This window comes from Paenibacillus sp. 19GGS1-52 (genome assembly GCF_022369515.1).
GTDB lineage: Bacteria > Bacillota > Bacilli > Paenibacillales > Paenibacillaceae > Paenibacillus_AQ.
Genome location: NZ_CP059724.1, coordinates 952,163 through 967,599 on the forward strand (window position 1 = coordinate 952,163; position 15,437 = coordinate 967,599).

The following is a 15,437-nucleotide window of genomic DNA, read 5'->3' on the forward strand; positions in this document are numbered from 1 at the left end:
AAATGATACAAAAATCAATTCCAAGTCTGTTTACAATAGGTAACCTGATGCTTGGAATGTTTGGTATCATGATGGCGTTTGATGGAAAGCTTAACATGGCCGCCATCATGGTTATTATTGCGATGCTGTTAGACGGGCTTGATGGTCGGGTGGCGCGTGCCCTTAAATGTGAGAGTGAATTTGGCAAAGAACTGGACTCGTTGTCGGATGTCGTTTCTTTTGGAGTAGCGCCAGCACTAATTATGTACGTTACAAGCCTTCATGATTTAAATTCTGCACTGGGAATGACCGTTACTGCAATTTTCCCTGTGTTTGGAGCACTTCGCCTAGCCCGTTTCAATGTTCGCCCAGGAATTCCTGGTTATTTCGTTGGACTGCCAATCCCTGCAGCTGGTGGTGTTTTGGCCACATTGGCTCTTTTTCATAAAGATGTTTCTGCACCTTTTATGATTATTGCTACATTGCTCTTGTCTTATCTAATGGTCAGCACCGTTAAATATCCTAATTTCAAAAAAATTGGTTTGCCCAAGAAAGCAGTTATAGGAGCGCCGGTTGTTATTGTAGTTGCCGTAGCTTTAGCCGTTGTATTTCCTGAACAGATTGCTAAACTAATCTTTGCTCTGCTGGCGCTTTATGCTTTATATGGCTTTAAGCAAAATATTGACCGACTCACTGCCAGACGCCGTCATCGTCGCAGAAGACGTTCCGAGGAGAAAATTTATCACTCCAAGAACGGATAAATGTAATGATCATAGAAAAGGCTTTGCCGTCCCTATTGGGCAGCAAAGCCTTTTTTGCATTTGGGAATTTATTATTTATCTAGGATAAGTTAAACAAACCGAGTGTAGCGCATTTCTGTGACTCTTTGACTACGACCTCGTCCATGTTAATGTCAAGCAGGTTGCAGAGTGCGGACATATAGAACAGTTCACGACCTAGTTCAGAGCCGATTACCTCGCGGCAGTTCTCGCATAGCTGGCCCTCTACATGAGTTCCTGCAAGTTCCTTAGCATATTCGAGACCTGCACCGGGTTCGAAAACTTGCTTTGTTGCATGAAGCTGAATACAACCACATTCAGTAATTGCTTTGACGACGGCACGATTAACAGATGCGCTACTCTGTCCATTCTTGGACAGCACATCCAGAAGACTACGGTGACGGAGCAGCAGTTCGGAGACTTGATCCTGAAAGGCCTGTAAACTTGGTGCGCTCATTTTCCATTCACCCCTAGGTTCGTAATTGAGTTCATTATATGCTACGGCATTACCTATTTTCAACCGCTAAAGGGATATACATGTAGCTTTTCACTCCACTTGGGTTCCTCGTTTCCGAAAAAATAACTTCACCTACGATTATCGTCAACAAAATTGGAACATACTGGTGAGGAATAGATCAATTTAGATGAATAAAAGGAGGTGTGTAAGTTATGTGGAGAAAAATAATTTTGGGCTTTGCTTTAATTTGTGGAGCCTGGTCAGGTTATTCGTTATACTTTGCGGCTGAAAGAGGATTTCCTATAGGAATGGGGAAATTAGGAGATAACTTACCCGTGGAAGGAAGCATTTTGTTTGCGGTACTGGGAGCCATTATTTTTTTGTTTGCGGGAACTTTATGCGCGGAATGGGCAAGTGCGAAACTGCGTGAGGTGGTCTTGTTCTGTTCACGTATACCGATGAATGAATTGGCTGCAGGTGCTGCTGGGCTTACAGGTGGGCTGTTACTGTCTCTATTGCTATATCCAACCATGAGTTGGATGGGGAAGGCAGGACAGCTGCTGCAGGTAGCTGTTACGATAGCCTTAGGTTATACGGGACTACGGATTAGTTTGGAGAAGAAAGCGGAGCTGGCTTCACTGTGGACTTCCGGGCGCTTTGGGCAAACCGCAGAACCGGAAGGGCGTGGGCTGGAGGAGCATAAGATTCTCGATACGAGCGTCATCATTGACGGACGGATTGCTGATATTTGCAAGACCGGTTTTATTGAAGGAACTATTGTTATTCCAGAGTTTGTTTTGGAGGAACTCCAGCATATTGCAGATTCTTCAGATTTGCTGAAGAGAAATCGGGGGCGGCGTGGACTTGATATTCTCAACAAAATCCAGAAAGAGCTGGATGTGAAGGTATTGATCTACGAAGGAGATTTCGAGGAAATCTCCGAGGTAGATAGTAAACTAGTCAAGCTGGCCAAAGTTCTGCATGGTAAAGTCGTTACCAATGATTTTAATTTGAATAAGGTATGCGAGCTGCAGGGTGTGTCAGTACTAAATATTAACGATTTGGCAAATGCGGTTAAGCCGGTTGTACTGCCTGGAGAAGAGATCATTGTTCAGGTTATTAAGGATGGTAAGGAACATGGACAAGGTGTCGCTTATCTCGATGATGGAACAATGATTGTTGTAGAGGGTGGACGCGAATATATCGGCTCAACGATGGAAGTTCTGGTAACAAGTGTTCTGCAGACATCAGCTGGACGGATGATATTTGCCAAACCGAAGCTCTTGGAAAAAGCACAATAAGGATTTAAAGTATGTTGAAGCTGTCCTACGGGTTGGAAATGCCCGCCAAACACGTTATGATGGGAATATACGTGAAGGACAGGAGTCTGAAGTAATGTCAAACAGTGTGGGCGTCGTCATAGTGGCGGCAGGCAAAGGGACAAGAATGGGAACCACGGAGAGCAAGCAATATTTGCTGCTGCAAGGCAAACCGATTCTCGTTCATACGCTAGAGGTATTTCAGCAGCACGAACTTATCTCTGAAATCGTGCTGGTAACCGGCGAAGAGGATTTAGAGCGTTGCTGGGAATGGATACAGGTCTACAAGCTCGGCAAAGTGAAGGCTATTGTTCCTGGGGGTACTGAGCGCCAGCATTCAGTGTACAGTGGACTGATCAAACTGAACACACAGTGGGTAATGGTACATGACGGTGTCCGTCCGTTCGTACAGCCCAGTGAAATCTTGGCCTGTTATGAACGGGCCAAGGAGATCGGAGCAGCGGTGCTTGCTGTACCCGTTAAGGATACGATCAAGCAGGTAGACGTTGGAGGCAAGGTACTGTCTACGCCGGATCGGCGAAGTCTGTGGGCGATTCAAACCCCGCAGACTTTTCGTCTTTCTGATCTGCTTGTTGCTTATGAAGCGGCGGAGAGGGATGGTATTCTCGGAACTGACGATTCCAGTTTAGCTGAGCGAGCGGGTATTCCAGTTTCAGTGGTTGAGGGAAGCTACAGGAATATTAAGATTACGACACCGGACGATCTGGATTTTGCGGAATTCACAGTAAGAAACAGGGGAGAGAGACAATCATGATTGCTGTAGGACAAGGATTCGACGTACATCAGCTCGTAGAGGGAAGGCCTTGTATCATTGGTGGTGTTACTATTCCCTATGACAAGGGATTACTAGGGCACTCCGATGCAGATGTGCTGCTGCATGCTATAAGTGATGCTATTCTAGGTGCATTAGGATTAGGCGATATTGGCAGGCATTTTCCTGATACCGATCCGACCTTCAAGGATGCAGACAGTCTGAAGCTATTGGAGCAGGTCTGGGCGCTTGCCCGTGAGCGGGGTTATAAGCTTGGGAATATTGACTCTACCATAATTGCCCAGAAGCCTAAAATGGCTCCGTATATTCCGCAAATGACCGAGATTATCGCCCGTGCTTTGGGAGCGGAGACATCGAAGGTTAATGTGAAGGCAACTACTACTGAGCAGCTTGGCTTTGCGGGACGCGGCGAAGGAATTGCAGCACAATCTATTGTCTGTCTACTCCAAGATGTGATATCATCTTGAGATGGCTTTAAGTAGAATCTAATTATAACCATATGAAGCGGAGGGAATGAAATGGCGGATGAAGTCCGGGTGCGTTACGCACCGAGCCCTACGGGACACTTACATATCGGAAATGCCAGAACAGCGCTATTTAATTATCTATTTGCCCGTAACTTGGGCGGTAAATTCATTATTCGGATCGAAGATACAGATGTAAAACGCAATGTTGCCGGAGGCGAAGAAAGTCAGCTTAAATATTTGAAATGGTTGGGTATGGATTGGGATGAGAGCGTTGATGTGGGCGGAGAATATGGACCCTACCGCCAGACGGAGCGGCTGGACCTATATCGTATTTATTGGCAGGATTTGCTGGACCGCGGTCTAGCGTATCGCTGTTATTGTACGGAAGAAGAACTGGAGGCAGAACGTGAAGAACAGACTGCCCGCGGTGAGACACCTCATTACTCAGGCAAACATCGTAATTTGACAGAGGAACAGCGAGTGGCTTTTGAAGAAGAAGGTCGAGTGGCGAGCATTCGTTTCCTAGTACCAGAGGACCGTACGTTTACCTTCGATGATATCGTAAAGGGCAGTATTTCTTTTACTACCAAAGATATGGGCGATTTTGTTATTGTGAAGAAGGATGGGATTCCGACTTATAACTTTGCGGTAGCTGTCGATGATCATCTAATGGATATTACACATGTATTGCGTGGAGAAGATCATATTTCCAATACACCACGTCAGTTGATGATTTATGAGGCTCTTGACTGGACACCACCTTTATTTGGCCATATGACGCTCATTGTTGGGGATAACCATAAGAAGCTTAGCAAGCGTGATGAATCCGTTATTCAATTTATTGAGCAATATGACGATTTGGGGTATTTACCGGAGGCTATGCTTAATTTCATTTCTCTGCTCGGCTGGTCTCCTGAGGGAGAAGAGGAAATATTCAGCAAGGAAGAACTTATCTCTATTTTCACAGCTGACCGGTTATCCAAGAGCCCTGCTGTGTTTGATAAGAATAAACTGGCACATCTGAATAATCACTATATTAAACTTGCTGATCCAAAGCGTATCACTGCCTTGGCTATACCACATTTGCAGCAAGCGGGAAGATTGCCAACAGAATTGAGTGAAGAACAGCAGGCGTGGACAGAAAGCCTAGTTGCCTTGTATCAAGAACAAATGACGTCAGCTTCTGACATCGTGGAATTATCTGAGTTGTTCTTCCGCAGTCATCTTGAGATGGAGTCAGAAGGCTCCTTGGTTCTGGCCGAAAGCTCCGTATCTGTGGTTCTATCCGCATTTCTTGCCAAGGTTGAAGCTTGCGAAGAGTTCACTGCAAGTAATATGGCGGTCTTAATCAAAGAAGTGCAGAAAGAAACAGGACATAAAGGCAAAGCGTTGTTCATGCCGATTCGTGTTGCTTTGACTGGACAAACTCATGGGCGTGATCTCAATGCGACGATTGCTCTGCTTGGCCGCAACCGTGTCATTGAACGTTTGAAATCGCAGATCAAAGGAGCTTAACTCCTTATTTTCTCCTGTCGAACCCTCTTGTCAGTCTCTAATCTTTTCGCTAAGATAGAAGAATACTATTAATAGCTGTGATCAGGAAAAGTACGTGTATTAGACAATTGTCAGAGAGAATAACCACGAAAAGGTTTTCCTTTTCAGGCTGGGAGTTATTCATTTGTCTGCCGCGGAACATGCGCCTGTGAGCTGCACGGTTGAGCGTTCCTTCTAAGGTTCGTTAGGCCGCGCCGGGAACGTCGCCGTTAAAGATGCCAAGTGGGACAAGCATAATTTGTAGTTAGCAATAATTGCAGAGATAAGATGACTCGTCCAAGCAGAGTGGAACCGCGGTTAAACGTCTCTGCAGCTTTATGCTGCAGGGGCGTTTTTTGTTGAAATTTAGCAAAATATAACTTTCACGAGATCTTATTCTGTAGAATAGGATGATGGGCTGGAGACAATACCTTCTTTGCATTACCTGTAAACAGGAGGCAAAGAAGTCAAGAAGAGGGGAACCGCGATGTTCAAGCATATCAAATCAGACATTCGGGCAGTATTCGATAACGATCCCGCAGCCCGTAGCTGGTTCGAGGTTGTCTTCACTTATGCCGGGCTACATGCCATTTGGGGACATCGGATCGCCCACTCTTTTTTTAAACATCGCTGGTATACACTGGCTCGTATTGTTTCGCAGATCAGCAGATTCATGACTGGTGTTGAAATACATCCCGGAGCGGTCATCGGTAACAGACTATTTATTGATCATGGTATGGGGATCGTCATAGGTGAAACCTGTGAAATCGGTGATGATGTTATCATCTATCAAGGAGTTACACTCGGGGGAACCGGTAAGGAAAAAGGGAAACGCCATCCCACAGTTGGCAATAATGTTGTTATTGGCTCAGGTGCTAAGGTATTGGGATCGTTTCGGATTGGCGACAATTCTAATATAGGCTCAAATGCAGTTGTTCTGCGTGAAGTGCCTAATAATAGTACTGTTGTGGGTAACCCAGGCCGTGTCGTGAAACGCAATGGGGAGCGGGTATCAGACCGTCTGAATCATTCGCAGATGCCAGACCCACTTGTCGATTCACTCCGCTTTTTGCAGAAAGAGATCGAAGAGATTAGAGAGAAGCTGGGTACGGAAGACAAACAAAAGACGGAGCAGCGACGGATAGAGAGCCAGCAGTATATTGGTGATTATGAGATTTAAGCATACCGGGATTTCAGGAAATCTGGGTTAAGAGAAAGGATTGGGAACAGTATGGCCTTGCAAATATATAATACTATGACACGTAGTAAGGAACAGTTCGTACCTCTGGAGTCGGGCAAGGTAAAAATGTACGTATGTGGTCCGACTGTATACGGGTACATGCATATCGGGAATGCCAGACCTGTTATTGTTTTTGATATGATACGTACCTATTTGGAGCAGCTTGGTAATGAAGTGCGCTATATTACTAATTTCACAGATGTGGATGACAAATTGATCCGTAAAGCAGAAGAAATGAAGACTACAGTAGCAAAGGTGTCGGAAATATTTATTGATGCCTACCGCGAGGATATTGAAGGTCTTGGTGTAAAGCCGGCAACGATGAATCCACGGGTGACAGAAAGCATGGATCTCATCATCGAGTTCATTAAAGAGCTTGTGGATAAGGGTTTTGCTTACGAAAGTGGTGGGGATGTGTATTTCCACACTTCCAAATTTCCGGAGTATGGCAAGCTCTCTGGTCAGAATTTGGAGGAGCTGCAGTTCGGCATTCGTATTGACGTTGATTCGCGAAAAGAGAAGCCGGAGGATTTTGTACTTTGGAAAGCGGCCAAACCGGGCGAAATTCATTGGCACAGTCCTTGGGGAGAAGGGCGCCCAGGATGGCATATTGAGTGCTCCGCTATGGTTCGTGAGTTTCTGGGAGAAACTATCGATATTCATGGTGGTGGACAGGATCTGCAGTTCCCGCATCATGAATGCGAATGTGCACAGACAGAGGTACTGACCGGCAAGCCAATGTCGAACTATTGGATGCATAATGGATTTATCAACATCGGAGACGAAAAAATGTCGAAATCGCTCGGTAATGGCCTGTTGGTTAAAGATATCCGCCAGCGCTTTAAAGCGGGCACGATCCGGTATTTTATGCTCTCAACGCATTATCGCAACCCGCTGAACTTCACTCAAGATTCGTTGATCTCGGCTGAGAAAAGTGTAGAGCGTATCTCACTGGCTGAGAGTAATGTTAAGCACCGCCTTGAACTTGCGGAAGCGGGACCTCAAGGTGATGAAAGTCCGCAGATAAAAGAAAAGTTGTCGGCAATCATGGCTAATTTTCATGCCAAAATGCAAGATGACTTTAATACTCCTGATGCGATTACAGCCGTATTCGATTGGGTGAGTCTAACAAACCTGACACTTACGGATAATGCTGCAGCTCCTGGAGATCTTGCGGCACTGCTCGAAGCTTACGCTGAAATGAATGCGTTGCTTCGTTTGACTGATGAACAAGAGAAGGAAGTAGCAAGTGAAGAAATCGAACGGCTGATTGCGGAGAGAGTGGAAGCTCGTGCGAATAAGAATTGGAGCCGCTCCGATGAGATTCGTGATGAACTGAGCGGTATGGGCATATTGCTCGAGGATACTCCGCAAGGAATGCGGTGGCGGCGTAAATGAATGGGGATTCCAAAATAGACAGTCCGTGGTTTCCGTATGAACCCTCTAAGCCGATAAAGCTTCTTTCGCCTATTGTGCTTGCCTATGTGGGGGATGCTGTTTATGAAGTGGCTGTCCGCCAGTACATGGTGTCATTGCCGAATCTGCGCCCGAATCATTTGCATCGTTCGGCAACGGGGCTCGTATCCGCGAAAGCACAGAGTAAGATTCTTAGCTTTCTAGAGCCAATACTCACTGAAGAGGAAAAAGATATTGCCCGTCAGGGGCGTAATGCTAAATCGGGTTCGGTACCCAAAAATGCAGATGTGCTGGAATATCGTCATGCTACCGCATTTGAATGTCTGATAGGGTATCTATATTACACAGGGCAGCAGGCCAGGATGCAGGAGCTTGTGCATAACAGTATAGAGTTTATGATGAATCGGCCTTCATAAGGCTTTAAGAATATAGAACAGGAGGCATGAACATGGAAGAAGAAGATTTGCAGACAGAAGAGGAAATATTGGCCGGAAAGCATTCAGTGCTGGAAGCGCTTCGTGCCGGCCGGACCATTAATAAAATATGGATTGCTGAAACGGCGCAAAAACATTTAACAGCACCGATCGTGGCTGAAGCTCGTAAAGCGGGTATTGTCATCCAGCATGTAGACAAGCGTAAGCTTGATCAGCTAGCACCGGGAATTCAGCACCAAGGGGTTGTCGCACAGGCAGCACCTTACGCCTATGCCGAGGTAGACGATCTACTGGCAGCAGCGGAAGCTAAAGGAGAAATACCCTTTCTTATTTTGCTTGATGAGATAGAGGATCCACACAACCTGGGCTCCATCCTTCGGACTGCAGATTGTACCGGAGTGCATGGGGTAATCATACCTAAGCGCCGCTCTGCTCAGATTACCGCTGTCGTATCCAAAACCTCAGCTGGTGCAGTGGAATATGTTCCAGTGGCTAGAGTTACAAATTTGGGCCAGACGATTGACCGTCTAAAAGAGCTAGGTATTTGGGTCGTTGGAACAGACGTGGATACCGATCAAGATTTGTATCAATCGGATATTTTCACAGGACCGGTAGCTGTTGTAATTGGTAACGAGAATAAAGGAATGGGGCGCCTGATTCGGGAAAAATGCGATGTGTTGCTTAAACTTCCGATGCATGGGAAGATCAATTCGCTTAATGCCTCTGTAGCTGCCGGCGTTATAATGTATGAAGTGCTGCGCCGCCGGCGTCAGCAGGGATAGATATGACCGATGGGCGCGATCTGCTGCTAGTAGACGGATACAACATGATCGGTGGCTGGCCGGAACTCGCCGCGCTGTCATTGACCGGAATGCAGGCAGCTCGAGACCGGCTGTTGGATTTACTGGCGGATTATCAGGCTTATTCAGGACGGCGTGTAATTGCCGTTTTTGATGCATATCGTGTTCCAGGACTGGGGCGGTCGTTTGATCAAGGCAAGGTGCAGGTATTTTTCACCAAGGAAAAAGAAACAGCAGATGAGTGTATTGAAAGACTAGTACGAGAATTAACCCAGCGTCGTCGTCAAATATACGTGGCTACAAGTGACTCCACAGAGCAGCATGTTATTTTTGCACAAGGGGCGTTGAGAATTTCGGCTAGAGAATTGCGGTTGGAAGTTGAAGAGAATCAGAAACAAGTTAAAAAGGCCATTGAACCCGACAGTTTATCTTCACGCCACTCGTTAGAAGATAAACTGCCGCGTGATGTGCGTAACAAGTTGGAGGACTGGCGTCGGCAATGATTTAACAAAAACGTCTAAAGATTATCGGCAAATGCCATATTATGCTATTGATGATTTTTTTTGGACAAACTTCGGTTGACTGTGTAAGGTAACATAATATATACTGATCCTATATTTCGCAAGTAACGATGTGTCTAGCGTTGCAGCCGGGGGGATTCTTGGTGAGTGTCGACCTCAAGCAATTAATGCTGTCAGAGTATGATTTCCTAAGCGATGAAGATATTGTCGAGGTTTTCCGTGGTGGCGACAGTGGCGCATTGGAGTACTTGATTAACAAATACCGTAATTTTGTACGTGCTAAGGCTCGTTCTTATTTTCTGATTGGGGCGGATCGAGAAGATATTGTGCAGGAAGGTATGATTGGCCTATATAAGGCTATTCGTGATTTTAAAGGGGACAAGCTTTCCTCCTTCAAAGCATTTGCCGAACTGTGCATTACACGCCAGATCATTACTGCCATAAAGACAGCTACACGCCAGAAGCATATTCCACTCAATTCTTACGTTTCATTGGATAAGCCCATTTATGATGAAGATTCCGACCGGACACTTATGGATGTCATTTGTGGAACTCAGGTGCTTGACCCGGAAGAACTGATTATTAATCAGGAGGAATTCATTGGGCTTGAAGACAAGATGGCAGAGATCCTAAGTGATTTGGAACGCAAGGTTCTGATGCTGTATTTGGACGGACGATCCTATCAAGAGATTGCAGAAGACTTGAAGCGGCATGTGAAGTCGATCGATAATGCTCTTCAGCGAGTGAAGCGTAAATTGGAGAGATATCTGGAAGTGCGTGACAATTGATGATATAATGAACAGAAGAGACTCGGACAACGAGTCTTTTTTTAGTGGGTTTATGGTTCTGTAAATCACTTTTTAGTAGTTTGCGAAGACGTCAGGTTTATACACAGTCGGAATGTTCCATAATGATAAGTAAGACAGCGCAGTATGAGGAAGAGCAAGACACAAGCCAAGACAAGGGACACGGATATACTGAAATTCGGAATTACCTATTGCTGAGGCGAATTCTTTCGTTGACACAGACCTTGACACTATGCTAAAGTGTATTAGGTAGGCCTAAATTCACGGCTTTTTTAGTATTTAATATTGCGTCTTCTAATTTTACTGTTAGAAGGACGTCCTCGGGAGGTGCAGATCATGCGGGTAATTATCACTTTGGCTTGTACTAGTTGTAAACAAAGAAACTATGCTACAACCAAGAATAAACGAAATCACCCCGACCGCATGGAGATGAAGAAATTTTGCAAGTATTGTAACGAGCAAACTCCTCATCGCGAAACCAGATAGTCTTTGGAGGTGTAGTCGGCGTGAAACGTAGTTTCAAGTCCTTGTTTTCCTTTTTCACTGAGAGCTGGAGTGAACTCAAAAAAGTTCGCTGGCCTAGTCGGAAGGAATTGCGGAACTATACATTGATCGTTCTTGGTACAATTATAGTTATCGCTCTTTACTTCTGGGTTCTGGACATCGGTATTTCCGCTGTGATCGAAAGGATTATTTAGAGAGGTCCCAGGTGGCTTGGTATGGATATGGAAAAAAGATGGTATGTCGTTCATACCTATTCAGGGTATGAGAATAAGGTCAAAGCCAATTTGGAAAAGCGCGTTGAGTCCATGGGCATGGAAGACAAAATATTCCGCGTTCTTGTTCCTATGGAAGAAGAAATTGTAAACAAGGATGGCAAGAAAAAAACTGTCATGCGTAAAGTTTACCCGGGTTATGTTTTGGTGGAAATGGTTCAGACTGATGATTCCTGGTATGTTGTCCGTAATACACCGGGTGTTACTGGATTTGTTGGCTCAACAGGCTCGGGATCAAAGCCTACTGCTCTTCTTCCTGAAGAAGTAGAACAAATTCTGAAGCATATGGGTATGGTTGAACCTAAGACGAAGATTGATTTCGAAATTAAGGAATCAGTGCGTATTATGGTAGGTCCATTTGCGAATTTTGTAGGATCCGTCGAAGAAATTTTGGTGGACAAGAGTAAGATTAAGGTTCATGTTAACATGTTTGGACGGGAAACCCCGCTGGAGTTGGATTTCACTCAAGTGGAAAAGATATAACAAATGCAAGGGTTTCTTGTGGGAGAGCGCTAATGGCGTTCGAAGACCACTATTGATGCAAGGAGGTGTCACTCATGGCTAAAAAAGTTATTAAAATGGTGAAATTGCAGATTTCTGCAGGGAAAGCGAATCCAGCGCCTCCAGTAGGTCCGGCGTTAGGTCAAGCAGGTGTCAACATTATGGCATTCTGTAAGGAATTTAATGCTCGTACTGCCGACCAGGCTGGTCTGATCATTCCGGTTGAAATTACAGTATTTGAAGACCGTTCCTTTACATTCATCACCAAAACTCCACCGGCTGCTGTTCTGCTTCGCATTGCTGCTAAAGTAGAAAAGGGATCCGGAGAACCAAACAAGAAGAAAATAGCAAAGCTCGGCCGCGCAGCGGTTCGTGAAATTGCTGAACAAAAAATGCCCGATCTAAACGCTGCTTCTATCGAAGCTGCTATGCGTATGGTTGAAGGTACTGCTCGCAGTATGGGTATCACAATCGAAGATTAATACTTTTCGATGAATCGGTTATTTATGACCGTAATATGTGGGAGGAATTTCCGCTAACACCACAAAGGAGGAACATTTCATGGCTAAACATGGTAAGAAATACCAAGATGCTGCTAAACTGATTAACAGTGAAGCAACTTATGAGCCTTCAGAAGCTGTAGAGCTTGTGAAAAAGGCAGCAACTGCAAAATTCGACGAAACCGTTGAAGCAGCAGTTCGTTTGGGTGTAGACCCACGTAAACAAGACCAAGCAGTTCGCGGTGTAGTTGTCCTGCCACACGGCACAGGCAAAACGCAACGTGTGCTTGTATTTGCAAAAGGTGAAAAAGCGAAAGAGGCTGAAGCTGCTGGAGCGGATTTTGTCGGTGATGCTGACATGATTAATAAAATCCAACAAGGCTGGTTCGATTTCGACGTCTGCGTAGCTACACCTGATATGATGAGTGAAGTCGGTAAACTGGGTCGTCTGCTTGGTGGTAAAGGTCTTATGCCTAACCCTAAAGCTGGCACAGTTACATTTGATGTTACCAAGGCTGTGAATGAAATCAAAGCCGGTAAAATCGAATATCGTCTTGACAAAGCAGGTCAAATTCATGCGCCAATCGGCAAAGTGTCTTTTGATGCTGTCAAATTGAACGAAAACCTTAAATCTCTTATCGACGCTCTTAACCGTGCGAAACCGGCTGCTGCTAAAGGTATCTACCTTAAAGGCATCTCGATTTCCTCAACTATGGGACCGAGCGCACGTGTGAACACAACCGTATTCAAATAATTAGGGATTGACTCGATGAGTCATCTTTGATACTCTGTAACAGTTGTGATCTTAAGGTTCTAATTCTCGAACTTGAATATGCTTACCGTAGACAGTAGGTGCCGTAGGGCTTAATTTCCTACCGAGGTGTTATGATAGAAACAAGAAGTGCCGGGCCTTGCCTGTGTAACTAACGTTTTATCAAGCCTTCGTGATTCTGCGGAGGCTTTTCTAATGCCTGCGTAGGAACGGTGTGGAATCCTCGGAGAGATCACCGTCACATAAAATTAGGAGGTGTATACATTGGCAAATACAAAACTAATCCAAGCTAAACAGGATGCAGTTGATGTCGTTACCGGCAAATTGCAAAACAGTATTTCTACTGTTGTTGCAGATTACCGCGGATTGAACGTTGCCCAAGTGACCGAACTGCGCAAGCAGCTTCGTGAAGCTGGTGTTGATTTTCAAGTCTTGAAGAACACATTGCTTCGTCGTGCAACTGCTGCGGCTGAATTGACTGAGTTGGACTCTGTTCTAACAGGTCCTACAGCGATCGCATTCAGTGCAACTGATGCAGTGGTAGCAGCTAAAATTTTGAATGATTTCGCCAAAAAGAACGACGCTTTGAAATTAAAAGGCGGCGTTGTAGAAGGTCGTGTCATTGACGCGGATCAGTTGAAAGCATTGGCTGAGCTTCCATCCCGCGATGGATTGCTGTCCATGTTGCTTAGCGTGCTTCAAGCTCCAATGCGCAACTTTGCGCTTGTTGTTAAAGCAATTGCTGAAAAAGAAGAACAAAGCGCGTAAGCCTTTGATTTTCGCGATGTAATGAATAACACAAAAACAATTTAAATATAAAATGGAGGTTCAATCATGAGCAAAGAAACAATTTTGGAAGAAATTAAAGGCATGAGCGTATTGGAACTGAACGACCTGGTTAAAGCAATCGAAGAAGAATTTGGCGTAACTGCAGCAGCTCCAGTAGCAGCTGGCGGCGCAGTAGCAGCAGTAGAAGAAGAACAAACTGAATTTGATGTAATTTTGACAGGCGCTGGCGCTTCCAAAATCAACGTTATCAAAATCGTTCGCGAAATCACAGGTCTTGGCTTGAAAGAAGCTAAAGATGTAGTAGATAACGCACCAAAAGCAATCAAGGAAAAAGTGAGCAAAGAAGAAGCTGACGCTACTAAAGAAAAATTAGAAGCAGCAGGCGCAGCAGTAGAAGTGAAGTAATTCCCTTCTATTTCAACAAACCCCTTGAACTTGTTCAAGGGGTTTGTTTTATAGAGTCAACGCATGAAAATATTTAACTGACAAAGACGGTCTAGCTATTTGTAGATTCTTCTATCGAGTAGTATGACTTATGAAAGGGAGAATAGGGATGTCGCAGCATTATTACTCGCAGCAGCCGGATGCTCGTCATGACAGACGTACTATCAGCGCAGTTCTAAGAGGAAAGGATCTTCGCTTTACGAGCGATGCTGGTGTTTTCTCTAAGGGGGACATCGACTACGGAAGTCGAGTTCTGATTGAAGCTATGATCATTCCAGAGGGTTCAGCAGTGCTAGATGTGGGTTGCGGTTACGGACCGATTGGAATTAGCGCAGCTCTTCTAGCTCCCAAAGGACATGTTACGATGCTTGATATCAATAGCCGTGCGGTAGAACTGGCTCGTGAAAATGCTCTGCATAACGGAATCCGGAATGTTACAGTAATGGAAAGCGATGTGCTCAGTGCATTGGAAGGGCAGCAATTTGATGTGATCCTTACCAATCCTCCGATTCGTGCAGGTAAAGCTATTGTACATCAGATTTTTGAAGAGGCTTATGAACATTTAAAAGAGGGTGGAACGCTGTGGGTTGTTATTCAGAAGAAGCAAGGTGCTCCCTCTACTGCAGCTAAATTGGAAAGCTTGTTCCCGATAGTGGAAGAAGTGGGGAAAGACAAAGGCTATCGTATAATGAGAGCGAAAAAATAAAATCAATTAATCATTGACATGCGATATTGATAGTGGTATTATTATAAAATGTCAGTATTAAGATAGGCTCCATGTCTTTAGTTTGCTGAAATGTCAAGTGATATATTGTCGCTCGGTACGCGCATGCCGTACGGCAAGTTTTTGCGAATTTGGTTCCTAATACTCTGTCGCGACAAAGTTCGCCGGAGTAATAGTCATAGCGCATAAACTATTGCTTGCTGACGTATAATATGTACGTTTTGGGCAAATCTATTGGATAAGGAGTATTTTGGCCGTGGATAAGTGCGCTCTTTTTTCGGAAAATTTCGATCAAGGGCTTTTCTTTATTTATGGCTGAATCCTTGCGGTATGGTTCCATTATACGGGTCCAAACAAGGGTTCGCAATCAAATTTTTAAGTGAGTAG

At 44.9% G+C, this 15,437-nt stretch carries 20 protein-coding genes and 1 other annotated feature; of the genes, 19 read left to right on the top strand and 1 reads right to left on the bottom strand.

Translation table 11 applies throughout. The features are described 5' to 3' along the window. Positions 1–2: 2 nt before the first annotated feature. Complete coding sequence (pssA, locus tag H1230_RS04220; protein WP_239714381.1) at positions 3–740, top strand: CDP-diacylglycerol--serine O-phosphatidyltransferase; 738 nt, start codon at positions 3–5, stop codon at positions 738–740. Between the two features lie 79 nt (positions 741–819). Here pssA and H1230_RS04225 read toward each other — a convergent pair whose 3' ends face one another. Continuing rightward, complete coding sequence (locus H1230_RS04225; RefSeq protein ID WP_239714382.1) at positions 820–1,215, bottom strand: nucleoside triphosphate pyrophosphohydrolase family protein; 396 nt, start codon at positions 1,213–1,215, stop codon at positions 820–822. 212 nt (positions 1,216–1,427) lie between these two features. Here H1230_RS04225 and H1230_RS04230 point away from each other — a divergent pair, with 212 nt between their 5' ends. The 18 genes from H1230_RS04230 (at position 1,428) to H1230_RS04315 (ending at position 15,032) form a co-directional block, all read left to right on the top strand. Then, positions 1,428–2,516, top strand: coding sequence for a PIN/TRAM domain-containing protein (locus H1230_RS04230; protein WP_239714383.1), 1,089 nt, complete (start codon positions 1,428–1,430; stop codon positions 2,514–2,516). A 94-nt stretch (positions 2,517–2,610) separates the two neighbouring features. Next, on the top strand, positions 2,611–3,309 hold the full coding sequence (gene ispD / locus H1230_RS04235; protein ID WP_239714384.1) for a 2-C-methyl-D-erythritol 4-phosphate cytidylyltransferase: 699 nt from the start codon (positions 2,611–2,613) through the stop codon (positions 3,307–3,309). After that, positions 3,306–3,794, top strand: coding sequence for a 2-C-methyl-D-erythritol 2,4-cyclodiphosphate synthase (ispF, locus tag H1230_RS04240; RefSeq protein WP_239714385.1), 489 nt, complete (start codon positions 3,306–3,308; stop codon positions 3,792–3,794). The genes ispD and ispF overlap by 4 nt, the downstream gene beginning before the upstream one ends. A 51-nt stretch (positions 3,795–3,845) precedes the next feature. After that, positions 3,846–5,309, top strand: coding sequence for a glutamate--tRNA ligase (gltX, locus tag H1230_RS04245; protein ID WP_239714386.1), 1,464 nt, complete (start codon positions 3,846–3,848; stop codon positions 5,307–5,309). Between the two features lie 505 nt (positions 5,310–5,814). Further along, complete coding sequence (cysE, locus tag H1230_RS04250; protein ID WP_239714387.1) at positions 5,815–6,507, top strand: serine O-acetyltransferase; 693 nt, start codon at positions 5,815–5,817, stop codon at positions 6,505–6,507. 51 nt (positions 6,508–6,558) lie between these two features. Continuing rightward, positions 6,559–7,965 (top strand): cysteine--tRNA ligase, encoded by a 1,407-nt coding sequence (cysS, locus tag H1230_RS04255; RefSeq protein ID WP_239714388.1) that lies wholly within the window; start codon positions 6,559–6,561, stop codon positions 7,963–7,965. Next, on the top strand, positions 7,962–8,399 hold the full coding sequence (locus tag H1230_RS04260; RefSeq protein WP_239714389.1) for a Mini-ribonuclease 3: 438 nt from the start codon (positions 7,962–7,964) through the stop codon (positions 8,397–8,399). The genes cysS and H1230_RS04260 overlap by 4 nt, the downstream gene beginning before the upstream one ends. A gap of 32 nt (positions 8,400–8,431) precedes the next feature. Continuing rightward, positions 8,432–9,199, top strand: coding sequence for a 23S rRNA (guanosine(2251)-2'-O)-methyltransferase RlmB (rlmB, locus tag H1230_RS04265; protein WP_239714390.1), 768 nt, complete (start codon positions 8,432–8,434; stop codon positions 9,197–9,199). Positions 9,200–9,201: 2 nt separating this feature from the next. Continuing rightward, positions 9,202–9,720, top strand: a complete 519-nt coding sequence (locus H1230_RS04270; RefSeq protein ID WP_239714391.1) for an NYN domain-containing protein — start codon at positions 9,202–9,204, stop codon at positions 9,718–9,720. 161 nt (positions 9,721–9,881) lie between these two features. Then, positions 9,882–10,526, top strand: a complete 645-nt coding sequence (gene sigH / locus H1230_RS04275) for an RNA polymerase sporulation sigma factor SigH (RefSeq protein WP_239714392.1) — start codon at positions 9,882–9,884, stop codon at positions 10,524–10,526. 354 nt (positions 10,527–10,880) lie between these two features. Continuing rightward, positions 10,881–11,030 (top strand): 50S ribosomal protein L33, encoded by a 150-nt coding sequence (rpmG, locus tag H1230_RS04280; RefSeq protein ID WP_154122616.1) that lies wholly within the window; start codon positions 10,881–10,883, stop codon positions 11,028–11,030. A 20-nt stretch (positions 11,031–11,050) separates the two neighbouring features. Then, the gene (secE, locus tag H1230_RS04285) at positions 11,051–11,242 is read left to right on the top strand and encodes a preprotein translocase subunit SecE (RefSeq protein ID WP_239714393.1); all 192 of its coding nucleotides are present in this window, start codon (positions 11,051–11,053) and stop codon (positions 11,240–11,242) included. A gap of 27 nt (positions 11,243–11,269) precedes the next feature. After that, on the top strand, positions 11,270–11,803 hold the full coding sequence (nusG, locus tag H1230_RS04290) for a transcription termination/antitermination protein NusG (RefSeq protein ID WP_239717094.1): 534 nt from the start codon (positions 11,270–11,272) through the stop codon (positions 11,801–11,803). 74 nt (positions 11,804–11,877) lie between these two features. Continuing rightward, a complete protein-coding gene (rplK, locus tag H1230_RS04295; RefSeq protein ID WP_239714394.1) occupies positions 11,878–12,303 on the top strand; it encodes a 50S ribosomal protein L11 in 426 nt (141 codons plus the stop codon). Positions 12,304–12,382: 79 nt separating this feature from the next. Then, entirely contained in the window at positions 12,383–13,075 is a 693-nt protein-coding gene (gene rplA / locus H1230_RS04300) for a 50S ribosomal protein L1 (RefSeq protein WP_154122614.1), read from the top strand. Between the two features lie 67 nt (positions 13,076–13,142). Next, positions 13,143–13,296 (top strand) — a sequence feature (ribosomal protein L10 leader region). A 61-nt stretch (positions 13,297–13,357) separates the two neighbouring features. After that, on the top strand, positions 13,358–13,861 hold the full coding sequence (rplJ, locus tag H1230_RS04305; protein WP_154122613.1) for a 50S ribosomal protein L10: 504 nt from the start codon (positions 13,358–13,360) through the stop codon (positions 13,859–13,861). Positions 13,862–13,927: 66 nt separating this feature from the next. Continuing rightward, positions 13,928–14,287: a 50S ribosomal protein L7/L12 gene (gene rplL, locus H1230_RS04310; protein ID WP_154122612.1), complete on the top strand. Its 360-nt coding sequence runs from the start codon at positions 13,928–13,930 to the stop codon at positions 14,285–14,287. 148 nt (positions 14,288–14,435) lie between these two features. After that, the gene (locus H1230_RS04315) at positions 14,436–15,032 is read left to right on the top strand and encodes a class I SAM-dependent methyltransferase (RefSeq protein ID WP_239714395.1); all 597 of its coding nucleotides are present in this window, start codon (positions 14,436–14,438) and stop codon (positions 15,030–15,032) included. Positions 15,033–15,437: the final 405 nt, after the last annotated feature.

Bases quoted from the DNA above. Each gene is read 5' to 3' on its own strand.
- H1230_RS04315 (WP_239714395.1), top strand. From the start codon at position 14,436: ATGTCGCAGCATTATTACTCGCAGCAGCCGGATGCTCGTCATGACAGA.
- rlmB (WP_239714390.1), top strand. From the start codon at position 8,432: ATGGAAGAAGAAGATTTGCAGACAGAAGAGGAAATATTGGCCGGAAAG.
- H1230_RS04225 (WP_239714382.1), bottom strand. From the start codon at position 1,215: ATGAGCGCACCAAGTTTACAGGCCTTTCAGGATCAAGTCTCCGAACTG.
- rpmG (WP_154122616.1), top strand. From the start codon at position 10,881: ATGCGGGTAATTATCACTTTGGCTTGTACTAGTTGTAAACAAAGAAAC.
- H1230_RS04230 (WP_239714383.1), top strand. From the start codon at position 1,428: ATGTGGAGAAAAATAATTTTGGGCTTTGCTTTAATTTGTGGAGCCTGG.
- pssA (WP_239714381.1), top strand. From the start codon at position 3: ATGATACAAAAATCAATTCCAAGTCTGTTTACAATAGGTAACCTGATG.
- rplL (WP_154122612.1), top strand. From the start codon at position 13,928: ATGAGCAAAGAAACAATTTTGGAAGAAATTAAAGGCATGAGCGTATTG.
- H1230_RS04270 (WP_239714391.1), top strand. From the start codon at position 9,202: ATGACCGATGGGCGCGATCTGCTGCTAGTAGACGGATACAACATGATC.
- cysS (WP_239714388.1), top strand. From the start codon at position 6,559: ATGGCCTTGCAAATATATAATACTATGACACGTAGTAAGGAACAGTTC.
- ispD (WP_239714384.1), top strand. From the start codon at position 2,611: ATGTCAAACAGTGTGGGCGTCGTCATAGTGGCGGCAGGCAAAGGGACA.
- cysE (WP_239714387.1), top strand. From the start codon at position 5,815: ATGTTCAAGCATATCAAATCAGACATTCGGGCAGTATTCGATAACGAT.
- ispF (WP_239714385.1), top strand. From the start codon at position 3,306: ATGATTGCTGTAGGACAAGGATTCGACGTACATCAGCTCGTAGAGGGA.
- nusG (WP_239717094.1), top strand. From the start codon at position 11,270: ATGGAAAAAAGATGGTATGTCGTTCATACCTATTCAGGGTATGAGAAT.
- rplA (WP_154122614.1), top strand. From the start codon at position 12,383: ATGGCTAAACATGGTAAGAAATACCAAGATGCTGCTAAACTGATTAAC.
- gltX (WP_239714386.1), top strand. From the start codon at position 3,846: ATGGCGGATGAAGTCCGGGTGCGTTACGCACCGAGCCCTACGGGACAC.
- H1230_RS04260 (WP_239714389.1), top strand. From the start codon at position 7,962: ATGAATGGGGATTCCAAAATAGACAGTCCGTGGTTTCCGTATGAACCC.
- rplK (WP_239714394.1), top strand. From the start codon at position 11,878: ATGGCTAAAAAAGTTATTAAAATGGTGAAATTGCAGATTTCTGCAGGG.